The organism is Sinorhizobium fredii USDA 257 (assembly GCF_000265205.3).
In the GTDB taxonomy this organism is placed as follows: domain Bacteria; phylum Pseudomonadota; class Alphaproteobacteria; order Rhizobiales; family Rhizobiaceae; genus Sinorhizobium; species Sinorhizobium fredii_B.
This window is the reverse complement of sequence record NC_018000.1, coordinates 2,839,756-2,861,174: the sequence shown is the minus strand read 5'-3', so window position 1 is coordinate 2,861,174 and position 21,419 is coordinate 2,839,756. Positions and strand designations below refer to the sequence as shown.

At 63.4% G+C, this 21,419-nt stretch carries 17 protein-coding genes and 3 pseudogenes; 13 read left to right on the top strand and 7 right to left on the bottom strand.

What is annotated here, in order from left to right:
• Positions 1 to 72: 72 nt before the first annotated feature.
• The 4 genes and pseudogenes from USDA257_RS13180 to USDA257_RS13170 form a co-directional block, all read right to left on the bottom strand.
• Positions 73 to 1,842 carry an adenylate/guanylate cyclase domain-containing protein gene (locus USDA257_RS13180; protein WP_231698935.1) on the bottom strand — a complete coding sequence of 590 codons (1,770 nt, stop codon included), beginning with the start codon at positions 1,840 to 1,842 and terminating at the stop codon, positions 73 to 75.
• Between the two features lie 303 nt (positions 1,843 to 2,145).
• Positions 2,146 to 3,237 (bottom strand): annotated as a pseudogene (locus USDA257_RS13175) (IS1182 family transposase); the annotation flags it as partial.
• A 65-nt stretch (positions 3,238 to 3,302) separates the two neighbouring features.
• Positions 3,303 to 3,719, bottom strand: a pseudogene (locus tag USDA257_RS37455) (DUF924 family protein); the annotation flags it as partial.
• Positions 3,720 to 3,863: 144 nt separating this feature from the next.
• A pseudogene (locus USDA257_RS13170) lies at positions 3,864 to 4,243 on the bottom strand (lipocalin-like domain-containing protein); the annotation flags it as partial.
• A gap of 367 nt (positions 4,244 to 4,610) precedes the next feature.
• On the opposite strand from USDA257_RS13170, the gene USDA257_RS13165 reads away from it, so the two are divergent.
• The 7 genes from USDA257_RS13165 (at position 4,611) to USDA257_RS13135 (ending at position 14,076) form a co-directional block, all read left to right on the top strand.
• On the top strand, positions 4,611 to 5,843 hold the full coding sequence (locus USDA257_RS13165) for a flavin-containing monooxygenase (RefSeq protein WP_041415213.1): 1,233 nt from the start codon (positions 4,611 to 4,613) through the stop codon (positions 5,841 to 5,843).
• Positions 5,844 to 6,239: 396 nt separating this feature from the next.
• Positions 6,240 to 7,613 (top strand): IS1182 family transposase, encoded by a 1,374-nt coding sequence (locus tag USDA257_RS13160; RefSeq protein WP_014763455.1) that lies wholly within the window; start codon positions 6,240 to 6,242, stop codon positions 7,611 to 7,613.
• A 383-nt stretch (positions 7,614 to 7,996) separates the two neighbouring features.
• Positions 7,997 to 8,500, top strand: a complete 504-nt coding sequence (gene petA, locus USDA257_RS13155; RefSeq protein ID WP_048657478.1) for a ubiquinol-cytochrome c reductase iron-sulfur subunit — start codon at positions 7,997 to 7,999, stop codon at positions 8,498 to 8,500.
• 104 nt (positions 8,501 to 8,604) lie between these two features.
• Positions 8,605 to 8,976, top strand: coding sequence for a hypothetical protein (locus USDA257_RS13150; protein WP_223843428.1), 372 nt, complete (start codon positions 8,605 to 8,607; stop codon positions 8,974 to 8,976).
• Positions 8,977 to 9,086: 110 nt separating this feature from the next.
• Positions 9,087 to 9,485 carry a FixH family protein gene (locus USDA257_RS13145; protein ID WP_014763452.1) on the top strand — a complete coding sequence of 133 codons (399 nt, stop codon included), beginning with the start codon at positions 9,087 to 9,089 and terminating at the stop codon, positions 9,483 to 9,485.
• Positions 9,482 to 10,912, top strand: a complete 1,431-nt coding sequence (locus USDA257_RS13140) for an efflux RND transporter periplasmic adaptor subunit (protein ID WP_014763451.1) — start codon at positions 9,482 to 9,484, stop codon at positions 10,910 to 10,912. Before USDA257_RS13145 ends, USDA257_RS13140 begins: the two co-directional genes overlap by 4 nt.
• A complete protein-coding gene (locus tag USDA257_RS13135; RefSeq protein ID WP_014763450.1) occupies positions 10,909 to 14,076 on the top strand; it encodes an efflux RND transporter permease subunit in 3,168 nt (1,055 codons plus the stop codon). The genes USDA257_RS13140 and USDA257_RS13135 overlap by 4 nt, the downstream gene beginning before the upstream one ends.
• 8 nt (positions 14,077 to 14,084) lie before the next feature.
• Here USDA257_RS13135 and USDA257_RS13130 read toward each other — a convergent pair whose 3' ends face one another.
• Positions 14,085 to 15,263 (bottom strand): IS110 family transposase, encoded by a 1,179-nt coding sequence (locus USDA257_RS13130; protein WP_014763449.1) that lies wholly within the window; start codon positions 15,261 to 15,263, stop codon positions 14,085 to 14,087.
• 462 nt (positions 15,264 to 15,725) lie between these two features.
• Between USDA257_RS13130 and USDA257_RS13125 the strand changes: the two genes are divergently transcribed.
• The 6 genes from USDA257_RS13125 (at position 15,726) to USDA257_RS13100 (ending at position 20,264) form a co-directional block, all read left to right on the top strand.
• Positions 15,726 to 16,079 carry a hypothetical protein gene (locus USDA257_RS13125; protein WP_041415211.1) on the top strand — a complete coding sequence of 118 codons (354 nt, stop codon included), beginning with the start codon at positions 15,726 to 15,728 and terminating at the stop codon, positions 16,077 to 16,079.
• Positions 16,080 to 16,177: 98 nt separating this feature from the next.
• Positions 16,178 to 17,635 (top strand): multicopper oxidase family protein, encoded by a 1,458-nt coding sequence (locus tag USDA257_RS13120; RefSeq protein WP_014763446.1) that lies wholly within the window; start codon positions 16,178 to 16,180, stop codon positions 17,633 to 17,635.
• Positions 17,636 to 17,660: 25 nt separating this feature from the next.
• The gene (locus USDA257_RS13115) at positions 17,661 to 18,101 is read left to right on the top strand and encodes a DUF411 domain-containing protein (protein WP_014763445.1); all 441 of its coding nucleotides are present in this window, start codon (positions 17,661 to 17,663) and stop codon (positions 18,099 to 18,101) included.
• The gene (locus tag USDA257_RS13110) at positions 18,098 to 18,745 is read left to right on the top strand and encodes a redoxin family protein (protein ID WP_014763444.1); all 648 of its coding nucleotides are present in this window, start codon (positions 18,098 to 18,100) and stop codon (positions 18,743 to 18,745) included. The genes USDA257_RS13115 and USDA257_RS13110 overlap by 4 nt, the downstream gene beginning before the upstream one ends.
• Complete coding sequence (locus tag USDA257_RS13105) at positions 18,745 to 19,449, top strand: SCO family protein (protein ID WP_223843427.1); 705 nt, start codon at positions 18,745 to 18,747, stop codon at positions 19,447 to 19,449. Before USDA257_RS13110 ends, USDA257_RS13105 begins: the two co-directional genes overlap by 1 nt.
• Positions 19,443 to 20,264: a DsbA family protein gene (locus USDA257_RS13100; RefSeq protein ID WP_014763442.1), complete on the top strand. Its 822-nt coding sequence runs from the start codon at positions 19,443 to 19,445 to the stop codon at positions 20,262 to 20,264. The genes USDA257_RS13105 and USDA257_RS13100 overlap by 7 nt, the downstream gene beginning before the upstream one ends.
• Positions 20,265 to 20,294: 30 nt before the next feature.
• Here the strand turns inward: USDA257_RS13100 and USDA257_RS13095 are convergent, their stop codons facing one another.
• Together USDA257_RS13095 and USDA257_RS13090 are read right to left on the bottom strand one after the other, a co-directional pair.
• Positions 20,295 to 20,906, bottom strand: a complete 612-nt coding sequence (locus tag USDA257_RS13095) for a class I SAM-dependent methyltransferase (RefSeq protein WP_014763441.1) — start codon at positions 20,904 to 20,906, stop codon at positions 20,295 to 20,297.
• Positions 20,907 to 20,944: 38 nt separating this feature from the next.
• Positions 20,945 to 21,418, bottom strand: coding sequence for a c-type cytochrome (locus USDA257_RS13090; RefSeq protein WP_014763440.1), 474 nt, complete (start codon positions 21,416 to 21,418; stop codon positions 20,945 to 20,947).
• Position 21,419 lies beyond the last annotated feature (1 nt).

The window sequence follows — 21,419 nt, the reverse complement described above, 5'->3', positions numbered from 1 at the left end:
TTGGAGCTCTGCCATCGGATCCGTTGGCGGAATGGCTCGTTTGGTGCAAAAGCGGTTCCGCGGAAGCCATCCTCAAGCCGGCAACCCGGCACGCCGCAAACCGTCGCGTAGCCGTTCCGCGTCCTCATCGCGCCGCAGGTACAAGGCGTCCACGAGCCAGTCCACATATTCCCGCGGACCCGCCGCTGGATCGCCCTGCCAACACTTATCCACCGCTTCGATGGAGATCCTGGCACATCGCTGCGCCTCCTCGATGCGCCCCAAATGACCGCAGGCTGCCGCGCGCAAGGCCATGTATCGCGGGTGCCGCCGTGCCGGCGCGTCCACTATGAGGCGTTCCAGAAGGTCGGCCGCTTCCCGATCCCGCCCGAGCCGGAACAGGATGTGCGAAAAATAATAATTGTACCAGTTGGGGTGACATGGATTGAGCCGGAAGGCGATCTCGGCCGCGTGCAAGGCCCGCTCCGGTTTTCCCACGCACGACTGGACCCAGGCCCAGAAGATCTGGATCAAGGGATCGTTCGGGTTCATGGCCCGGGCAAGGTCCATGTGCCGCTCGGCCCGGTCGAAGTCGCGCCACATCAGACACATGTATCCGAAAGTGGAGTGCACCCGCGGATCGTTGGGATCCTTCGCCAGCGCTTCTTCGGCTTGGCGCAGCGCCGCGATCCGGTCCAGGTCCTTCGCCCGCGGCACCCCGACGCTGCCCTCGACCGAACGGTTGAGGTAAACCCAGGCCAGACCCGTATGGGCGCGGGCAAAGCCCGGATCGATCTCGAGCGCCGCCTCGAAGAGTGCCTGCGCCCTCGCCTGAGCCTCCGGCGTGAACACGTCGGAAAGACGGTTCCCCTGGAGGAACAGATCATAGGCGCGAATGTCTTCCGGCTGGCGCCGTCGGGCCGCGACCTCGCTGTCCTGGATGATCCGCTGGGCCGCCGTCGCGACAATGCTTTGAGAAATCTCCTCCTGAACCGCGAACACGTCCTCGAGAGCGCGGTCGTATCGCTCCACCCAAAAATGGGCTCCGCTGGCGGCATCCACGAGCTGGGCCGTGATACGTACGCGATCTCCAGCCCGACGGATGCTGCCCTCGACCAGGTACCTGGCCCCGAGCGAGCGGCCGATCTCGCGCACGTCGATGCTTTTCCCGCGGAACGAAAAGGAGGAGTTGCGGGCAATCACCATGAGCTCGTGGAAGCGCGAGAGTTCCGTGATGATGTCTTCGGTGATGCCGTCGCTGAAATAGTCTTGCTCAGGATCGCCGCTCATGTTGTCGAACGGTAGCACCGCCACGGCAGGCTTATCGGCCGACGGCCAAGCGACCGCTGCGGCGTCACGGGCGCTGTCGAGCACCATCCGGTAGGCCCGCACAGGCCGGGCAATGTTCTTCAGTCGCAGCTCGCCCGCGTACTCGAAGCGACAATCCAGCTTGCCCGGAAGCTGGTCGTGGGCCGTTCCTGAGATCAGGACGCCGCCCGGCGTGCAGGCCTGCTCTAATCGGGCCGCCACGTTGACACCGTCGCCGAGCAGGTCATCGCCATCGACTAAAACGTCGCCCAGGTTGATGCCGATACGCAAGATAATTCGGCGCTCAACCGGCATCTCCGCCTGCCGGTCAGGCAGTTGCTTCTGAATTTCAGCGGCGCAGGCAACGGCCTCGACGACGGAACCGAACTCGGCGATCAGGCCGTCGCCGGTGAGCTTGACGAGGCGGCCACGGTGCTCCGCCAGCAAGGGCTCAAACAAGGCCCGACGCAAATCTTTGATCGCCGCGACCGTTGCCCTCTCGTCCAGTTCTACAAGGCGAGAGTAGCCCACCACATCGGCAACGAAGACTGCCACCAGCCTGCGTTCTCCGTGGTTAGTCATCTCTTCGGCCCTTGGTACTGTGCGGTACTCATGGCCAGCCACTCCGAAATCACGGAAGAATAGCTTAGTGCCGCCTCCGCGACCATCTCCCAGTGCGGAGATTGGACCGTCCTGGTTATCCGCGGAGTGTCCGCTGTTCGAGCATTGGCCCGATTACATCCTGGCCGACGAATGTCGCAGAAGGGTCGAGGACGTGTGAAAACGCGGGTGCGTGACTGTCGATGACTGCTACTTTTTGCGCGCGTGATGGCGGCGCGCGCTGTCGGACGCGCGTGGTCAGGCGGCGATCGCCTCCGTCAGCGGCTTGACGCCGAAGGTATTGATCATCCGCTTCATATTGTAGGCGAGCACCTGCAGACTCATCTCGGTTTTCACCTGGTTGAGGGTTCTGGTCAGGAAATGGGTACTGCCCATCCATGCCTTGAGCGTTCCGAAGGGATGCTCGACAGTCTGCCGACGGATGGTCATGGCTTCCAGTGCGCGGTCGAGCCTGGCCTGCATCTTGTCGAGGACACCCTCGTGCTGCCAACGCTTCAGGCGCTTGATCTTGTCGGGCGTGCATCGGGAACTTGAGGGCGCAGGTCAGGCAGGCGGTGAGGTTGCGATACTGATCGATGTTGTCCCGGCGGTCCGAGCGCACCTTTCCCCTCGTCAGGTGCTCGCCCGCCGGGCAGGTGTAGCGGTCGTTCTCGGCGTCATAGATGAAGTCTGCCACGGTGAAGAGGCCGCGCTTGGCGTTGCCGGATGTCCGCGTCTTGGGGATTATCGGCAGAATGCCCGTGCCCTCGCAGGCCAGCACCTCGTCACCGTTGTAATAACCCCGGTCTGCCAGCACCGTGATCTCCTCGCATCCCGTCGCATCGCGTGCCTTGTCGGCCATCGCGCTCAGTTGCGCCCGATCGCTGCCGAGATTGGTCACCTCATGCGCAACGATCAGGTGATGCTCGGCGTCGACGGCGATCTGGACATTGTAGCCGACAATGCCGGTGCCTTTGCCGCTGGTTGCCATCGACCGGGCATCGGGATCGGTCAGAGAGATTTGTTTGTCGGTGCGACCTCGACCTGCTTGCCGATCTCCCTGAGCGACTGCATCTGCCGGCGCAGGCCTTCGATCTTCTCCTTGAGGCGCACCGTCTTGGCCCCGGCGACATCGCCGTCCTCCCGGTCAGCTCGGTCCAAGTCCGTCAGATAGCGCGCGATGCTGGCCTCCACCTGCTCGATGCGCTTGGCGACCTTGGCGACCGTGAAGTTCTTGTCGCGGTTGTTGACCGCCTTGAACTTGCTGCCGTCGATGGCGACGACGGCTCGGGTGAACAGGTTAAGCTGGCGGCACAGCACCACAAACTGCGCGCAGGCGGCGCGGATCGCTGCAGATGCGCCGGTGCCTCGGCAAGGATATCCTGTGCCAGCGCGATCGCCCGGTCGAGCCGCTCGAGATGATCGGGTCCCTCGCAATGGGCGAGCGGCAAATTGTAGATGGTCTTGTACCAGGGCGTTTCCAATGCGCCATAGTGGCCGTTCGAATAGCCTTCGACCGCCAGGGCGAGTGCTTTGCCGTCCTGGGAAAAGGCACGCGGCGTATCGCGCCAGATCGAGCGCGGGAACTGGTCGAGCGCTATGATCAGGGCCAGCCGTCCGTGAGGATCGTCCGCCCAGTGGCCAAGTTCGTCGCGTGCAGCTGCTTCAGCCGTTTCGGTAAACCGGGCGACGATCTCTTCGTCCGCCCCTCCACGCATCCGCCACACCCAGTATTCCTGGTGGCTGCGGACATCGAAGTCCGGCCGGCACCTCTCGGGAAACCAGAAGTCCAGAACGGCGTTCCATTCGGGAATGTCGATCGCGCTCGTCATGGTAGCACCCCACAGCGTTCGTCAAAGCCCACTGACCGCTGCACCTGGAAATACCCAGGCGCGGCGGTGGCATGGTATCGTGTGCCTCCCGACCGCGCTGCCTTGGCGATGGCGACATCGCGGGTCATCGTTGACCGCCCCTTCAAGCTTCTGAAATTCTATTCGATAGATCACTTCCTTGCCCGTCACAAAATGCCCGGTGCGGCGTGATCACCAACCTGTCGCCACTGATCGAAAAAAGCAGGATCAAGTTGGATAGTCCGCAAGCGGATTCCAGCTTGCGTCAACGTGATGGGCAACCCTGCCGTGACCGTATAGGAGTCACTATAGGCCAGCATGACATCGAAAAGGGCGACCTTCTCATTCTCCGTAAGCCTGGGACCCTTGGGTATCGGTCGCCAGCGGCGGACCACCAACGCCATGACTCGGCCGTCCGCCTGATACGAGAGAAATCCCACCGGGTCCGGACCCATGGCATCGGCTACCTCGCCGGAGGCAACAACTTGCCGTGTCCATGAGAGCATTCGCCAGGTTCCGAGCAATGCGGATGCATTTGGCGTGCGATCCCCCTCCAAACAGCCGCCGCAGGATCGCCCACAATACCATACGGAGTTGGCGTGCACACCACCGACAAGAGCATAGTGTGCCTATTTCATGCTGAGGGGGTAGCGCCTGGTCTGGTTCCGGGAGCGGTCATGAGATAGGACCGCGCTTTTCCTACATTCGGCGGTCGTTGCGCCGAGAGTTTTCCTGAAGTTCGGTCTCCCTTGAGATTTGGGATGCTGCGAGCCTGCGGGACGGAAGCGAACAACGCCTTCGTCCTTAGAGTTGATCGCCTTCCATGTTACTGTGAACGCAATCGTCCATTTCGGCACGGCAGGCTGGCGGGGCATGGCAGGGATTCTTCATGTCGTTGTCATTGGAGCGGGTTCGGCCGGGCTTGGGATCAGCTACTTCCTCAAGCAGAGAGGTCGCGATCATCGGGTGCTCGAACGGGGCCGGATCGGAGAGACGTGGCGGACCCAACGCTGGGACTCCTTCCGTCTGAACTCGCCGAACATCCGCTCGTTGCTGCCCGGCGATTCCCCTGACGTGCCTGACCCCGGGGGGGCCAGCACACAGCATCAATTCGTCTCCTATCTCGAGAGTTATGTCGAGCGGCATCATTTGCCGGTGATAACTGACGCTCCGGTAGAGGAACTGTCCAAGGATCGCGGGCTCTTTCTCGTGGCGACACCACGCGGTGTACTTCAGGCCCGCAACGTGGTCATAGCGAGCGGTAGCCTGAACTGTCCGAAGCGACCGCCTACGGCGGCGGAGCTGCCGACAGCACTCCGCCAACTCGACTCTTCGGCCTACCGCAATGCCGCCGAACTGGAACAAGGTGCTGTCTTGGTGGTCGGCAGCGGCCAATCTGGCGGCCAGATTGCCGAGGACCTGGCGCTCGCGGGACGCTCGGTCTTTCTGGCGACGAGCCGAGCCGGCCGCCTGGTCCGCCATTATCGCGGCGGCGACATCTTCAATTGGATGACCCTGTCCGGCTATCTCGACGTGCCGCGAAGCGAAATCGTCCTGCCTTCTGGGAAGCTGCCGCCGCGAGGCCTGCTCGGTGCCACCCACACCATCAGCCTGCAATCGCTGAGCACTGAGGGCGTCGTGTTGCTCGGTCGCTTCTTGGGTATCGAGAATGGCAGCCTGATGTTCGGCGACAACCTGGATGAGCACATGCGCTTTGCCAACGAGAGCTCAGCCGACGTCAAGCGCTTTATTGACGATTACATCCGGCGCGCCGGGCTGAACGCGCCGCCAGCCGAGGATGACCCAGCCGAGATGATCGCCCCACGCCTGCCCAGTCCACCGATCCGCTCAATCGAGTTGGCGACAAGCGGCATAAGGTCGGTGATCTGGTGCACAGGCTTCAGAGGCGATTTCCAGTGGATCAAAATCCCGGACACCATCGACGACGACGGCCAGCCTATTCACCAGAACGGAATCGGATTCGTTCCCGGACTGTATTTCTCCGGCCTCGACTTTGCATCGACACGGAAGTCCGGAACCATACCCGGGATTGCTGAAGAGGCAGCACGCCTGGTGAACCATCTCGCCAGGCGATCAGTGAGTTAACGGTCGGAAGGCATGCACAGGAACAAGGTGATGAGTCACGACCTTTCGGTGTGGCTGGTGGTAGGGCAAAAACGACTTTCGTGATCGTAGCCGGGGCGAGTGTCGAATTCGGAACCGAACGTCTGAAAGCGAATTTTCTCCAAGGAACATTTTAGAATGATGGCAGATTGCGGAGTGACGACATCGATTTCGGCGAATCGCGGTGACGCGCCTGACGACGCAACGCGGGCGAAGAGGCATTTACCGCGAGTTCTCAATGTCGTGTGTGCGGCCAAAAGCGGTCGTCGTGATGCCGGTAGCTGAACGACCGAAATGGGTCGATAGTGTTGAAAAAGTCAGGCTTGAAACAGTCCTAAAGCACTGATTCAGTCTTCTTATCGGAAGGAGATTGAGTCGATGATGGGTGAGCAAAGTGTGATGCAGGAGGAGCTGTTCTATGGCTTCAGTCTGGAACGGCACGTGCCGGCGGACCACCTTCTGAGGGCCATCGACCGCTTCGTTGACCTTTCCGGTGTCCGCCAGCACCTTGCGCCTTACTACAGCCCGATCGGCCGTCCCTCTATCGATCCCGAACTGCTGATCCGCATGCTGATTGTCGGCTACTGCTTCGGCATCCGCTCGGAGCGGCGGCTGTGCGAGGAAGTCCACCTGAACCTGGTCTATCGGTGGTTCTGCCGGCTTGGCCTTGAGGGTGATGTGCCGGACCATTCGACTTTCTCCAAGACGCGCCATGGGCGCTTCCGTGATGCCGATCTGCTGCGTGAGCTGTTTGAGACCGTCGTGCGGCGCTGCATGAGAGAAGGTCTCGTCGGCGGCGAAGGTTTTGCCGTCGATGCCAGCATGATCGTGGCGGACGCGCATCGTCAACGCGGGATCGAGACAGCCGAGGACCTTGACCCCAAAGCCAAGCGGGCTGTGGGAGAGTATCTCGCCACCCTGGATGATGCCGCCTTTGGAGCCGCCACGCCGGTGGAGCCCAAGTTCATCTCGCCGGTCGACCCAGCGGCACGCTGGACCGCCTCTTGGGGCGGCCCGGCTGTGTACGCCTACTGCACCAACTACCTCATCGATGTAGAGCACGCCATCATCGTGGACGTGGAGCCCTCGACTGCCGTGCGTCAGGCCGAGGTGACGGCTGCAAAGACCATGATCGAGCGCACTCACGAGGAACTCGGCCTGTGGCCGGAACGGCTGATTGCCGACACCGGCTACGGCTCGGCCGAGATGCTGAACTGGCTGGTGCATGAGCGCGGGATCGAGCCGCATATCCCGGTGTTCGATAACTCCAAGCGCAAGGACGGCACCTTCTCGCGTGAGGACTTCGCCTACGACCATGCAAGCGATACCTACCGCTGCCCAGGTGATAAGATTCTTCAGCATTACCGGCGGCCATTCTCGACACCGCGGACCGGTGTGGGAAAGGACAACACGCTACGTTATCGGGCGAGCAAGCATGACTGCGACGCCTGCGCACTTAAGCCTCGCTGTTGTCCGAAGGCGCCGGCGCGCAAGGTAACGCGCTCAATCTATGAGGGCGCGCGCGACATGGCTCGCGACATTGCCAAAACCGACGCTTACCAGACGTCACGCTATCAGCGAAAGAAGGTGGAGATGCTCTTCGCGCACCTCAAACGCATTCTGAAGCTCGATAGATTGCGACTACGCGGCCCCTGCGGTGCCCGCGATGAGTTCCACCTCGCCGCCATCGCCCAGAACCTCAGGAAATTGGCCAAGATCTGCACCCCGCGGACGGTAATCCCGGCCACTTAGGCCGAGGAGGTCGCGTCGACCTCAATCGCGACGCCCTGAGCGAGCTACTCTACCGGCTTCAAGCCTGACTTCTTCAACACTATCAGTCGAGAGTACGCCTTCATCAGCCTCGCGGAATGGTGGTGAGCAGAAGTCCAATTCGGTGAGCCGGAGGGCGGCTTTTGCCGGACTCAGTTGCCATTCCCATCGCTTGGGGCTTGGACGTATAATGGCTGCGCAGAGCTTCTCTCGAAAGATCGTCGTCACCACGCCCCGGTTGGGCAGGGCGATCCACGATCTTTTGCAACGGGACCAGCTAAGCGCCATAACGAGGCACTATTCCTGTGGCGATAGACGAACCAGGCGGGCCAACCAAACGCGATTTTCTCTATCTGGTGACAGCCATGGCGGGGGCCGTCGGTGTCGGGGCCGCGTCCTGGCCATTCATTGACCAGATGCGTCCTGACGCATCGACGCTCGCGATGGCCTCCATCGAGGTGGATGTATCATCCCTCGCAGAAGGCATGTCTCTGACCGTCAAATGGCGCGGTCGGCCGGTCTTCATTCGAAACCGCACCCAGCAGGAGATCGAGGCGGCAAAGGCGACAGCACTTGATGATCTAAAGGATCCATTCGCCCGGAACGCCAACCTTTCCGACGACCAGCCTGCGACCGATGTCGCCCGCTCCGCCGGGGAGGCGAAGGAGAACTGGATCGTGATGATTGGCGTCTGCACGCATCTCGGCTGCGTGCCTCTAGGACAGGCCGGCGATTTCGGGGGCTGGTTCTGCCCCTGCCACGGATCGCACTATGATACCGCCGGCAGGGTCCGCAAGGGACCCGCACCGGAGAACCTTGCGATTCCGCGGTTCGAATTCGTGTCCGAAACTGTTGTGCGGATTGGATAGTCCTCTGCCTGGTTAAATAACCCAGTGGAGGTCGGATGCGGCCCTCGGTCGCAACTTTCCGTGACCGTCTTCCAATGAACGGCGCGCTATGCAAGCATAAGCGCATGTTCGCTGTCGTCGCGCTCCGGCGCTTTCTTTGTCTGTTAGCGCTGCTCGGGGTCGTGTTCGGTCCCGTGAGCATGAGCGTGGCGGCGAATGCGATGGCACTTTCGTCCGACATGCAGATGGAAGCCGTGCCGGGCATGGAAGGCGCCGAGGACATGTCCTGCTGTCCGGAGCAGCAGCCCGCCCAAAAGAACGAATGCGGTAGGGCGTGTCCGCTCGCACTCTTATGCTCCTCCACCATTCTCGCCCATGAGGACACGGGCGGCCGGCGCATCAGTCTTGAGTCCCGCGAACTGTCGCACGGCTTGTTAGAGGACAGCCATCTGCCCTCGGCTATCATCGAGCCGCCCGCGCGACCTCCCAAGGCCTGATCTCACCTTCGATCCGCTGGATTCGTCCTGCCCAAGCGTCGGCGGGTGCATCCGACCATATTGTCTGTTCAAGGACGCGGCCGACCTGCCCGTCCTGGGTGAGATTTCGTATGAACCAATTTTCTCGCAAGGGAATCCTCGCATCGCTGGCGGTTGTGCTCGCCTCGACAACCACATCCTTCGCCACTGCAACGGACTACGAGTTCCAGCTCGTCCAGTCCGAGGTCGCGCAGAGTCCGGAAGCGACCGTCGCGGTTCGGCTGATCGACAAGCGAACGGAAAAGCCCGTTTCGGACGCGGTGATCTTCACCACGCGCCTCGACATGGCACCGGAAGGCATGGAGGCAATGACAACCTCTGTCGAGCCTGTGCCGTCTACGGAACCCGGCATCTACCGCTTCAAGACCAACCTCAGCATGGAAGGCGGCTGGCGCTTCAAGCTCGCTGCCAAGGTCCAGGGCGAGACCGACACCGTCCAAGGCGAAGTCATCCTGCAGGCGACACCGTGAAGACGTTCAAATTCCTGGTCCTCGTCAGCTCCCTCGCCGCCGCTGGCGGGGGAGGCTACGTGGCGGGCACGCGCGGCCTCGCCACCAACTTCCGCCAGTTTTTCCCCGGGCAGGCGCTCGGGGAAACAATGCCGCCCGCGGCCATGCCGACGGGCAAGGTCATCTACTACCGCCATCCGGACGGTGCGCCGGAGTATTCGGCTATGCCGAAGGAAACTCCTGACGGCCGCGCCTTCGTCGCCGTGCGGCAGAGCGAGGACGTATCCTTCGAGACGGTGGAGAAGGCATCCGCCGAAAGCGCGGGAGCCACGCCGAACGCGGGCGAGCGCAAGATACTCTATTACCGCAATCCCATGGGCCTGCCCGACACCTCCAAGGTGCCGAAGAAAGACTCGATGGGCATGGACTACATCCCGGTCTACGAGGGCGACGAGGCGGACACCTCCGTCGTCAAAGTTTCGCTCGGCAAGCTCCAGCGGACCGGGGTGAAGACAGCGACGGCGGAGCGAGCCGTCATCGCCCGCAAGGTGCGCGTGCCCGGCACTGTCGCATTCGACGAACGACTGGTGCGGATTGTCTCGATGCGGGCGGACGCCTTCATCGAAGATGTCGCCGACGTCACCACAGGCGACCGAGTGAAAAAAGGTGACCGGCTCTTCCATTTCTATTCGAAGGAGATCGCCAAGGCCGGAGCTGAATACGCCACGGAACTGCGCGGCGGCGGCAAGCCCGACCTCGACGTCGGCGGCGCGCTGCAACTGCGCAATCTCGGCGTACCGGAAGAGGCGGTCCGGGCGATCGCGCGCGACCGGGCGGTGCCCAAGAGCATCGCCTACCTGTCGCCCGGCGACGGCGTCGTCCTCGAGCGCAACGCGACCACGGGCATGATGGCGGAGGCCGGCGACGTCCTGTTCCGCATCGCCGACACGTCCAGGGTGTGGGTGATCGCGGACGTCCCCGAATACGATGCCGCAGCCATCCGGAAGGGCGCGCCCGCCACGGTCAGCGTGCGCAATCTCCCCGGCAAGATGTTCGAAGGCACCGTCGACCTGATCTATCCCGAACTTCAGGCGCAGACGCGGACGGCCAAGGTACGGGTTGAGCTCTCCAACGCCGATGGCCTGCTTCTCGCCAACATGTACGCCGAGGTCGAGATCGCCTCGGGCGAACCGGATCCGGTTGTCGCCGTGCCGAACAGCGCCGTCATCGACACGGGTGATCGCCAACTGGTGTTCGTCGACAAGGGCGACGGCCGCTTCGAACCGCGAGACGTCGCTCTCGGAGCGCGTGGCGATGACCGGACGGAGATCACGAAAGGGATCGAAGCCGGCGAGAAGATCGTGGTTGCCGCCAACTTCCTGCTCGACGCTGAAAGCAACCTCAACGCGGCGCTGAATGCGCTGACCGCGAGCGAGGCACAGCCATGATCTCGAACTTGATCGCCTGGTCCGCCCGCAATCTCGTGCTGATCTTCGTCGGCGCTGCGCTCTCGATTGCCGCCGGAGTCTATTCCCTGCGGACGCTTCCGCTGGATGCCATCCCGGACCTCTCGGACGTGCAGGTCATCGTCTTTACCGACTATCCCGGCCAGGCACCGCAGGTGGTCGAGGACCAGGTCACCTATCCGCTGACGACGTCCATGCTGACCGTCCCACGCTCGAGGGTCGTGCGCGGCTTCTCCTTCTTCGGGGTTTCCTTCGTCTACGTCATCTTCGAAGACGGGACCGATCCCTACTGGGCGCGCAGCCGCGTGCTCGAATACCTGAACGCCGCCTCCAGCAGGCTGCCCGAAGGCGTGTCGCCGAGCCTCGGCCCGGATGCGACGGGCGTGGGCTGGGTCTACCAGTACGCCCTCGTGGCGAAGGAACTGTCGCTGGCGGAACTCCGCTCGCTGCAGGATTGGGTTGTCCGCTTCGCCGCTTCGAAGTCCGAGGGCGTCGCCGAGGTCGCGAGCGTCGGCGGCTTCGTCAAGCAGTATTCCATCGTCGTCGACCCGGCACGCCTCAGAGCGCAGAACGTGACGCTTAAACAAGTCGCCGACGCGGTCCGCGCCAGCAATCGGGACGTCGGTGGGCGGACGGTCGAGATTTCCGAATTCGAGTTCATGGTCCGGGGCAAAGGCTACCTGCAGGGCATCAAGGACATCGAGAACATCGTTCTGGTGACCGAAGGCGGCACGCCGCTCCGTCTTGGCGACGTAGCGCGGGTGGAGACGGTTCCAGACGAGCGCCGCGGCATTACTGAGTTGAACGGCGAAGGAGAGGTCGCAAGCGGCATCGTGCTGCAGCGGGTCGGCGAAAACGCGCTTAACGTCATCGACAGCGCCAAGAAGAGCCTGACGGCGATCAAGGAAAGCCTTCCCGCCGGCACGGAAATCCTGCCCGTCTACGATCGCTCGGAGCTAATCGAGGCGGCGATCGAGACGCTCAAGGGCACGCTCGTCGAGGAATCCGTCATCGTCGCCCTGGTGACGATCGCCTTCCTCCTGCATGTCCGGAGCGCCCTCGTCGCGATCATCATGCTGCCGATCGGCATCCTGATCTCATTCGTCGCAATGCGGGCATTAGGGATTGGGGCCAACATCATGAGCCTCGGCGGCATCGCCATCGCCATCGGCGCGATGATCGACGCGGCGATCGTGATGATCGAGAACGCCCACAAGCATCTGGAGCGCGCGCCGCCCGACAAACCCCGCACCGAGGTGCTGATCAAGGCCGCAAGCGAAGTTGGCCCGGCGCTCTTCTTCAGTCTGCTGATCATCACGGTATCGTTCTTGCCGATCTTCACGCTCGAATCACAGGAGGGACGGCTGTTCGGACCGCTCGCCTTCACGAAGACCTTCGCGATGGCGGCCGCCGCGCTCCTGTCCGTGACGCTCGTTCCGGCGCTGATGGTCGTGTTCGTGCGCGGCCGGATCGTGCCCGAACACAAGAACCCGCTCAACCGCTTCCTGATCTGGGTCTACCGCCCGGTCATCGCCGGGGTGCTGCGGGCGAAGACGATCACGATCTTGCTGGCGGTCGCCGCGCTCGCCGCGACGGTGTGGCCGGCGCGGCAGATCGGCAGCGAGTTCATGCCGAGCCTCAACGAGGGCACGCTGATGTACATGCCGACGACCTTGCCCGGCCTGTCGGTGACCAAGGCGGCCGAGCTGATGCAGACCCAGGACCGGATCATCAAGTCGTTCCCGGAGGTCGAGACTGTGTTCGGCAAGGCCGGGAGGGCGCTGACCGCCACCGATCCCGCGCCGACGGAGATGTTCGAAACGATCATCACCCTCAAACCGAAGTCCGAATGGCGGCCGGGCGTGACCATCGACAGCCTCAAGCAGGAAATGGATGCGGCGCTGCAGTTCCCCGGCGTCTCCAATGCGTGGACCATGCCGATCCGCGCCCGCATCGACATGCTGTCGACCGGCATCCGCACGCCCGTCGGCGTCAAGGTCTACGGCATCGACCTCAAGGAGATGGAGCGGATCGCCCGCGACATCGAGACCGTGCTGAAGACGATCCCCGGCACATCGAGCGCCTACGCCGAGCGAGTGATCGGCGGCTACTATCTCGACATCGTACCGGACCGCATCGCGCTCGGACGATATGGCCTCAGTGTCGACGACGTGCAGGAGGTGATCGGCACAGCGCTCGGTTCCGAGGTGGTCACTTCGACGGTCGAGGGGCGCGAGCGCTACGGCGTGGCGGTCCGCTATCCGCGCGCCTTCCGCAGCGATCCGCAATCGATCGCCCGCGACGTCCAGGTCGCGCTTCCGGGCGGCGGCAGCGTGCCGCTGGGCGAAGTGGCGGAAGTGAAGCTGACGCGCGGTGCGACGACGATCCGCACCGAAAATGGCCAGCTCGCCGTCTACGTCTTCGTCGACATCGCCAATCGCGATCTCGGCGGCTACGTCGCGGAAGCGCGGGAGGCCGTCGCCAAGAGCGTCCCGCTGCCGCCCGGCTACTCGGTCGCCTGGAGCGGCCAGTACGAGTATCTCGAACGGGCGAAGGCGCGGCTGGCGATCGTCGTGCCGCTGACGCTGGCGTTGATCTTCCTGCTGCTCTACCTGAACTTCAAGGCGCTGACCGAGACGCTGATCGTCATGCTGTCGCTACCCTTCGCGCTCGTCGGCGGCATCTGGCTGATGTGGTGGCTAGGGTTCAACGCCTCGGTCGCGGTGGTCGTCGGCTTCATCGCGCTGGCAGGCGTGGCGGCCGAAACGGGCGTGATCATGCTGATCTATCTCGACCAGGCGCTGCGGGAGCAGCGGTCGGTCTGCGCGGCGGAGAAGCGCGCGTTCACGCGGGATGACCTCCACAGGGCGATCATGGTCGGTGCGGTCGAACGGGTGCGGCCGAAGATGATGACAGTCGTCGCGATCATCGCCGGGCTGGTGCCGATCCTCTGGAGCACCGGAACCGGATCGGAAATCATGCAGCGCATCGCGGTGCCGATGATCGGCGGCATGATCTCGTCGACGGTGCTGACGCTCGCGGTGATCCCGGCGATCTACGGACTGGTGAAGGGCTGGCGGCTGGCGGCCGACAACCGACCAGCGGTCGAGGCCGCAGAGGAGAAGCTCTTGGAGGCGGCTGAGTAATGGAAAAGTCAAGCCGCTTTTCGGTTGGGATCGAATGCCTGTCTGGATCGGATCATGGTCCAGAGGACGGTTATGCGCCGTCTGGCCAGGGCGATGATAGCCTGGGTGTGGTGTTTTCCCTCTTTTCGCTTTCGGTCGTAGAAGGCCTTGGACAGTGGGTCCCTTGTGGAGACGGCGCAGAAGGCGCTCTGGAAGAAGACGCGTTTGAGGGCCTTGTCGCCGCCATGGGCACGTCGCCAGTTCCTGGACATTCCGGACTGTCGGATGACAGGCGCCAGACCGGCGGCGCTGGCCAGCGCGTCGGCGGAGGGGAACCTGTCGATGGTGCCGATGTTGGCGATGAGTTCCGCCGTCAATTCCGCCCCCATCCCCGGCAGGGAACGGATGAGGGCGCCATCAAGGTGGTCGTCGAGAAGCGCCTCGATATCCCTGTCGAGGCGGCCAAGGATCTGGCGGGCTTCGAGCGCTTCGGCTGCGATCTCACGGATCATGTCGGCGAAGACGGCCTCCCCCGGCACGACGGTTCGCTGGCCCTGGGCGGCTTCGAGTGCGGCCCGGGCAAGCGCTTCGGCCGCATGCAGATGCGGCGTCTTCCTGAGGTAGGCTACGATCCTCTTGTGGCCTGCAGAGCGGATCTCGCCCGGCGTGACATAGCGGGTGATGAGCACGAGCGGTCCCTTGCCCGTCAGGTCGAGGCGCCGCTCCAGGCCGGGATGAATGGCGCCGAGGAGCTGGCGCAATCGGGAGATACGGCGTGTCTGGTCATCGGTGATCTCGCGTCGGCGTGTGACCTTCAGTCGAAGCGCGATGACGGTCTCGTCGTCGGGCAGGATCGGACGCAGCGACCGGGTGCGGACGAGATCGGCGATGGTGTGGGCATCGCGTGGGTCCGACTTGCGCTCGCCGCCGGCAAAGCCGTGTCCGGCCCGGTTGACGGCGATGCCCGGTACGTGGACGAGACGCAGGCCCTCGGCCAGCAGGACCGCTTCAAGGAAGCGGGCCAGCGATCCGGTGATGTCCAGCCCGATCACAACGTCGTCGCCAAGGGCCACCAGTTCCCTGACAAGGGCGTCGATATCGGCCTGTTCGTTGTCGACGGCACGGTTGAGAAGAACGCGAGCCGCATGATCGAGCGCACAGACCCAGTGGGTCTCTTTTGCGACGTCTATTCCAACAAATACCTCCATCGGGTGCCTCGCATCGTTGGGAGCCGGCGCAGGCCTGGGATCGCCGACATCGCCTTACTTAGCCATCGCGGGCATCGAGCAATCAGCGGTCGAACCAAGGGCGGTGAGACAGGCGGCCCAGCCGCCGGAGCCATCGAGGACAGCCGAATGACAGCCATACCCATCTCACCTGCGCCACGACAGCTTGCGGCAATCAATGGCACGTTGAAAAAGGGGTAAGGCCGAATGAAGGGAGGATGCCATGATGGACGACATGATGGGCGGCGGCATGATGTGGGGCATGGGGGGCATCGGCATCGTCGCGTTTCTCATGATCGTGCTCGTGATCGCGGCCCTGATCAAATACGTGTTCTTCCGCTGAGACGTCCGCTCGCGTCGCGTCACGCAATGTTGACGCGCTGGGTCTCCTCTGGGGCGCATCATGGCTTGTATTCCCGGAGGTTCGGCGCGATTCTCTCCGCTATGAAACGCTGGTCTGTCCGACAGCTTGGCCTCTTGCTCCTCGCGACCTTCGTTGCCGCGGGGATGGGCCTGTCGGTCGCCCAGGCGAGCGGCATGACTGCGAAGATGGCGACTATGTCCGAGATGGCCATGTCGGACCAGGGCGACTGTCAGGATTGTCCCGACCAGCCCGGCGGCTTGAAGGCGATGGCCTGCGGCAACGTCTGCGCCGCCCCCGCCGTCGCGCCGCTGCCGATAGCGACGCTCGTTCCGATTGGCGAGAAGCCCGCTTCTGCAGGTGTCCGCGATCCTCTCCTCGTTGGCAGGGGGGTGCAGCCCGACCCCGATCCACCACGAACCTCCTACATCGGCTGAGTTCCGGCTGTCGCGGCCAGCGACACAACCGGATGAACGAACGCGTGTGCATTGCCGCCCATGCGTTCCGTCATCGACGATGATCGGAAGGATCGAATGTGAATAGCGAATCCCATTGTCTCGTGTCTCGCCGGGGTCTGCTCCAGGCTGGCGCGGGCCTTCTGCTGGCGAGTGCGTTGGCACCGTTCCCGGCGCAGTCCGCGCCATCCGACGGCTACCGCATCGTCGCCGCGCCTGGCCGCGCGCGACTTCGTCCAGATAGGCCGGAAACGGATGTCTGGACCTACAACGGAACGGTTCCGGGCTCGGTCGTGCGGCTTCGCCAGGGCGAGCGCGCTCGCCTCGTCGTCGAAAACCGACTGGACCAGGAGACCACCGTCCACTGGCACGGCATCAGGCTTCCCAACGCCATGGACGGGGTGCCTGGTCTGACGCAGCCGCCGATCAAGCCGGGAGAGCGTTTCGTCTACGAATTCACGCCGCCGGACGCGGGGACCTTCTGGTATCACCCGCATGCCAACAGTCTCGAGCAACTCGGCCGCGGTCTCGCCGGAGCGGTCATCGTCGAGGAGCGCGAACCCGTCGCCGTCGATCATGACGTCCTCTGGCTCCTTTCCGACTGGCGGTTGACGGACAGAGGCGCGATCGCATCGCGCTTTGGCAACCGGATGGAGGCGGCGATGTCCGGACGCGTCGGCAATACGGTGACGCTCAACGGCCGGGTCTCCGAAGCGGAGCCCTTCCGGACTGGCGAGCGCGTCCGCCTGCGCCTCGTCAATGCGTCGCTCGCCCGGATCATGGCGCTTCGGTTTGAAGGGCATCGACCGATAGTCGTCACGATCGACGGCCAGCCCTGCGATCCGCACGAACCCGAAGACGGCCGAATCCTTGTCGGCCCGGCGATGCGCGTCGATCTCGTCCTCGACCTCGAGGGCGAGCCGGGCCGGCGCTACGATGTCGTCGACGACTTCTACGACGGCCTATCCTACCGGCTGACGCAGATTGCTTACGATAGCCGGCCGCCGATCCGCGCGCACGTTTTCGACGCGCTTGTCGTACTGCCCCGCAATCCCTTGCCGGAGCCGAACCTCGCATCGGCCGAGCGCCACACGCTGACGCTCCAGGGCGGCATGGTGAGCATGGGCGGAATGTCCGGCATGGGTGGGATGATGGGCGGCATTATGGGTGGCGGCGGTGGAATGATGGGCATGGGCCACGACGCGGTTTGGACGATCAACGGCCAGTCGATGACCGGCGACGGCCATGCCGGCATGGAACCCGCCCTCGTCTTCGAGCGGGGCCGCAGCGTCCTGCTGGAACTGCGCAACGAGACCGCCTGGTGGCACCCGATGCACTTCCACGGCCACAGCCTCAAAGTGTTGAGCCGCAACGGCAAGGCCGTCCCGCACCGCCAGTGGCAGGACACAGTGTTGATGGCCCCGAAGGACGTGGTCGAGGTCGCCTTCGTCGCCGACAACCCCGGCGACTGGATGCTGCACTGCCATGTCATGGACCACCAGATGTCCGGGATGATGACCGTGCTGCGCGTCGCCTGAACCAAACAGAACAAGGAGAACCGAAATGAATCCTTCGATCCGCTTCGCCAGTCTCGCCCTTCTCATGGCCTTCGCCTCGCCGGCGCTTGCCGATCCGCTGCAGGCGACGCTCTATAAGAACCCGCAGTGCGGCTGCTGCGAGGGCTATGCCGCGTATCTCCGCGACAACGGCTTCAACGTTGACGTCAAACCGACCAACGACCTTCTCGAGATCAGCCGAAAGGCCGGCGTGCCGGAAGACCTGCAGGGCTGCCACACGATGTTCGTCGAGGGCTACGTTGTCGATGGGCACGTGCCGGTGAACGTCGTCCGCAAGCTGCTCAAGGAGAGACCCCCGATCGCTGGCATAACGTTGCCTGGAATGCCAATGGGCTCGCCGGGCATGATCGGCACCAAAACCGAACCGTTTGTGATCTACACCGTGCCGAAGGACGGCAAGACCCCGGAGGTCTACACGACGGAATGACCAAGATGAACACCGACACAGCGAGGACCTCTGCGCCGTCGGCCATGCGCCGTCGGTCGCTTCTGCTGCTGGGTGTCATGGGCTTCGCTGGATTTGCAGGCGCTCTCTTTCTCCGCGCCTCTGTCGGTCCAGAACCCGAGGGTGTCCCCAAGGGCTTCGTGCTGAACGATACGCCGAAGCCCATTCCGGATGTTCTGTTCACCGACGGCGACGGACAGCCTCGCACGCTCGCGGATTTCCGCGGCAAGGTCGTTCTGCTCAACGTCTGGGCGACCTGGTGTCTGCCGTGCCGCAAGGAGATGCCGACCCTCGATCGGCTGCAGGCGGCGCTGGGCGGTGACAGGTTTCAAGTCGTCGCCCTCTCGGTTGACCGCCTGGGAGCGGAGACGGTGAAGACGTTCTACTCTGAGATCGGGGTTCGGCGGCTCGCCGCGCACGTCGACGCTTCCGGTCGGGCGCTCTCCGCCCTTGCGGCAGTCGGATTGCCGACGACAATCCTGATCGACACCGACGGACGGGAACTCGGCCGACTGATGGGGCCTGCTGAATGGGACGCACCGGACATGGTGGCGTTCCTCAAGTCGATCGTCGAACAGAAAGCGGGAGGCGTGCCCACCTCCGGCAACAAGGGAAATTCGCAATGATGTATCCGGTGCGTATGCTGCGACTGGCACTCCTCGCGATCGCCGCGGTGATGGCGTTGACCGCGCCGGCGGCGGCTCATTCGCTCGAGGAGGTCGATCAGGACCTCCGCGACAAGGAGCAGTATTTCCAGCCCGTGGACAGCGAAGCGCCTGCCTTCACCCTGCAGGATGCCGACAGGCGGGTGGTCGGCCTCGACGTGTTGCGTGGCAAGGTCGTCGTCCTGAATTTCGTCTACACCAACTGTCCGGACGTCTGTCCGCTGCATGCGGAGCGGATTGCCGAAATCCAGAAGACGATCAACCAGACTCCGATGAAGGAGATGGTCGAGTTCGTCACCATCACAACGGATCCGAAGCACGACACCGGCCCGGTCCTCCGCGACTACGGCCAGGCGCATGGCCTTGATCCGGCAAACTGGGTCTTCCTGACGACCGACCCGGACAACCCCGAGGACACGACCCGCAAGATCGCCGAGACCTACGGTCTCAAGTTCACCGAAGACAACGGCGGCATGCAGATGCACGGGATCGTCACCCACGTGATCGATCAGGACGGTCGCCTGCGCGCCCGCTTTCACGGGCTGAAGTTCGAGACGGTCAATCTGGTCGTCTTCGTCAACGCGCTGACAAACCGGACACAGAAGCCGCATCCGCACCCGGAGCCAGGTTTCTGGGAGAAGCTGACAGGATTGCTCCCATGGTAGCAGAAGCGCCCGACAATTCCTCTTCCGAACCGGACTCCGCCGCTGGAAAGCGGGGGCGATGTCCGAGGCTCTTGGCGTTTACCGCAATTGCGCTCGCGGGCCTGTCGGTCGTGCTCTCCGGACTGGCGCTTCTATACGCGTTGGGGATCCTTCCGCCCGCCCGAAAGACGGACGATCTCGAGCGGCAACTTCATGCTTATATTCTCGCCAACCCCGAGGTCATTTTGCAGTCTGTGAAGGACCTGGAGGCCCGTCGGCAGGCCGCGGCTGCCGGCGAAGCGGCCAAGGTGGTCTCAGAGCGGCGCGATGAAATCTTCAACGATCCGGATGCCCCGGTCGGCGTGAATCCTCAAGGCGACGCCATCGTCGTCGAGTTCTTCGACTACAACTGCCCCTATTGCCGGCAGGCGGCACCGCTGCTCGGCAAGCTCGAAAAAGCCGACAAGGGAATACGGCTCGTCTTCAAGGAATATCCCATCCTCGGTCCGGGCTCAGTCTTCGCCGCTCGCGCCGCGCTTGCGAGCCGCAAGCAGGGCAGGTATCTCGCCTTTCACCAGAGGATGATGACCTACAACGGCCGCATCACCGAGACCTCGACCCTCGAAGTCGCCGCCGATGTGGGGATCGATGTCGAGCGCCTGAAGACCGACATGCAAGACCCGGCGATCGACGCCGCCATCAAGCGCAACATCGCCCTCGCGGAAGCCTTGCGCATCGGCGGCACGCCGAGCTTCGTCGTCGGAAAGGAAGTGGTCCGCGGACTCGTCGACGAGGCGACCATGAAGCGGCTGATCGCGTCGGCACGCGCAAAATAGCGGGCGCTGGACTAAGAGCGCGGCCGTTACTCATCTAGGGCGGGCGCTGCCCTCATACATGAACGTCATTGGCTTCGGCCCTCGCATGTAGCCGGTCTCGATGCGCTCGATGCCGAAGCCGGCTTTTTCGATCATCGACTGGATCGGGCGGTTGAGATGACAGCCGCCGCTGATACGCCGCCAGATCGGCGTGAGCGTATCCTGCCACCAGCGCACGCCGCGGTCGGGCGAAAGGCCGTGCTCGACGAAGAGGAGTTTGCCCTGCGGCCTGAGCACGCGGCGCATTTCGGTTAGAGCCTCGGCGGCTTCCGGGATCGTGCAAAGAGTCCAGGTCGTCACCACCGTATCGACGCTGCTGTCGTCGAGGGGAATCCGCTCCGCGGAGGCTTCGATGAAATTCAATGGCGCGTCAACAGGCGGAGCGCGACGGGCCATCGCGAGGAGATTCGGGTCGGGTTCGAGTGCCAAGATCTCGCGAACCATCGGACTGTAGAATGGCAGGTTCAGACCCGAGCCGCTTCCAATCTCCAGGACCCGCCCCTCCGCCGCGCCGATCACACGTTCGCGATAGGCGCGCAGGCGCTCGTTGCGCATGGAGAGATCGCAGAGCCTTGGCAGGATGACTTCGCTGTAAATGCCCATGGATGGTCCTCCCATTCAGCCTCTGCCACAGGATCATATCACTTCATCTCTTCTCGCTCCCGGCGGCTCATTTCCGCTTGGTAAGCGCGCTCGCGCTCTGGCCAGGTGCTCTTTAAGAATGCCAGCACCGCACGGATCTCATCATCGTTGAGGATCTCGCCAAAGCCTTGCATATCGCTTTGGTAGCCTCCGCCCACAACTGCGGCCGGTCCCTCTTTGATTAGGCGGAAGAGCACACCATCGGGATGATGCCAGGTGTGACCGGAAGCGTCATGCGGCGGCGCGGGCATCCGGCCGCTCGGCAGCAGGCGTTTCCAATCAGGCTGGCCTTCAAGTAGTGCGCCGTGGCAGGAGGCGCAGTGCTGAGCATAGAGCGTCCGGCCGAGTGCGGCTGTTTTGGCTTCACCGACGGGTCTGCCGAAGTGGAGCCAATACCAGCCGAACGATAGCGCTGCCACGGCAACCGCTACCAAAACTGATGCCAGGAGAATCGCGGAACGAATGACAATCATC

What these genes read in the sequence shown, in the direction of transcription:
- USDA257_RS13165 (WP_041415213.1), top strand. Translation starts at nt 4,611, where the DNA reads ATGGCAGGGATTCTTCATGTCGTTGTCATTGGAGCGGGTTCGGCCGGG.
- USDA257_RS13160 (WP_014763455.1), top strand. Translation starts at nt 6,240, where the DNA reads ATGATGGGTGAGCAAAGTGTGATGCAGGAGGAGCTGTTCTATGGCTTC.
- petA (WP_048657478.1), top strand. Translation starts at nt 7,997, where the DNA reads ATGGCGGGGGCCGTCGGTGTCGGGGCCGCGTCCTGGCCATTCATTGAC.
- USDA257_RS13150 (WP_223843428.1), top strand. Translation starts at nt 8,605, where the DNA reads ATGTTCGCTGTCGTCGCGCTCCGGCGCTTTCTTTGTCTGTTAGCGCTG.
- USDA257_RS13145 (WP_014763452.1), top strand. Translation starts at nt 9,087, where the DNA reads ATGAACCAATTTTCTCGCAAGGGAATCCTCGCATCGCTGGCGGTTGTG.
- USDA257_RS13135 (WP_014763450.1), top strand. Translation starts at nt 10,909, where the DNA reads ATGATCTCGAACTTGATCGCCTGGTCCGCCCGCAATCTCGTGCTGATC.
- USDA257_RS13130 (WP_014763449.1), bottom strand. Translation starts at nt 15,263, where the DNA reads ATGGAGGTATTTGTTGGAATAGACGTCGCAAAAGAGACCCACTGGGTC.
- USDA257_RS13125 (WP_041415211.1), top strand. Translation starts at nt 15,726, where the DNA reads ATGAAACGCTGGTCTGTCCGACAGCTTGGCCTCTTGCTCCTCGCGACC.
- USDA257_RS13115 (WP_014763445.1), top strand. Translation starts at nt 17,661, where the DNA reads ATGAATCCTTCGATCCGCTTCGCCAGTCTCGCCCTTCTCATGGCCTTC.
- USDA257_RS13110 (WP_014763444.1), top strand. Translation starts at nt 18,098, where the DNA reads ATGACCAAGATGAACACCGACACAGCGAGGACCTCTGCGCCGTCGGCC.
- USDA257_RS13105 (WP_223843427.1), top strand. Translation starts at nt 18,745, where the DNA reads ATGTATCCGGTGCGTATGCTGCGACTGGCACTCCTCGCGATCGCCGCG.
- USDA257_RS13100 (WP_014763442.1), top strand. Translation starts at nt 19,443, where the DNA reads ATGGTAGCAGAAGCGCCCGACAATTCCTCTTCCGAACCGGACTCCGCC.
- USDA257_RS13095 (WP_014763441.1), bottom strand. Translation starts at nt 20,906, where the DNA reads ATGGGCATTTACAGCGAAGTCATCCTGCCAAGGCTCTGCGATCTCTCC.
- USDA257_RS13090 (WP_014763440.1), bottom strand. Translation starts at nt 21,418, where the DNA reads ATGATTGTCATTCGTTCCGCGATTCTCCTGGCATCAGTTTTGGTAGCG.